Genomic DNA, 778 nt, shown 5'->3' with positions numbered 1-778 from the left:
ACCTACCCCGCGGCCGAGTCGCCGTGTAGGTACGGTCAGCGCGCGGCGGCGCGGACGAGTTCGAGCAGTTCGGTCTCGTCGAGGTCGATGCGGCGAGCGGCATCCACGAGTTGCCGGGCGAGTTCGACCACCGCCGCCCGTCCGTCCGGCGCCCCGGCGCGGACCGTGGCGCCGCGCCCGCGACGCAGCTCGATCAGTCCTTCGTCGCGCAACCGCTGATAACCCGCGAGCACGGTGTGGATGCTGACATCCAACGATGCCGCGAGTTCCCGGGCGCCCGGCAGCCGGGTACCGGCGGGCGCGCCACCGTCGGCGATCGCGCGCCGGACACAGGCCGCGATCTGGTCGGCCAACGGTTCGGGCCGGGTCGGGTCGACACGGATCAGCACCGGGTTCGATCCGCTCGCGCGACGACACCGGCCAGTACGCCCGCACCCGTCGCGGCGTCGTCGACCGAGACCACGAACCGGCGACCCGAGCGACGGGTCACCACCAGGCCGGGTCCGGCGCGCAGCACCACGGCCGTGGCGCCCGGGATCATCCGGATGCCGTAACCCCCGTACTGGAGCGGCGAGATGTCGTCGGCCGACACGTCCGTAATGTCGCCGGGGCGCAGCCGCCACCGGGGCCGGCCGAGCGGTCCGGTTCCGACGGTGAGTCCGTGCTGGTCCACGACCACCCGCAGCACCGCCAGCTGCACCAGCAGGGCTCCGCTGACCGCGAGCAGGGCCCCGGCGACCGGCTGGGCGAGGAAACCGACCACCACTCCCATGAGCAC

General features: G+C 73.8%; 1 protein-coding gene and 1 pseudogene. Both read right to left on the bottom strand.

Annotated elements, in window-relative coordinates:
* Positions 1 to 35: 35 nt before the first annotated feature.
* Positions 36 to 389 (bottom strand): GntR family transcriptional regulator, encoded by a 354-nt coding sequence (locus ON38_RS25505; protein WP_039827558.1) that lies wholly within the window; start codon positions 387 to 389, stop codon positions 36 to 38.
* Positions 383 to 778 (bottom strand): annotated as a pseudogene (locus tag ON38_RS25500) (DUF1648 domain-containing protein); the annotation flags it as partial. The pseudogene ON38_RS25500 and the gene ON38_RS25505, both read right to left, overlap by 7 nt.

It is taken from the genome of Nocardia testacea NBRC 100365 (assembly GCF_000308775.1).
Taxonomy (GTDB): Bacteria; Actinomycetota; Actinomycetes; order Mycobacteriales; family Mycobacteriaceae; genus Nocardia; species Nocardia testacea.
The sequence above is the reverse complement of the archived record's forward strand: the minus strand, read 5'-3'. Positions and strand labels throughout refer to the sequence as shown.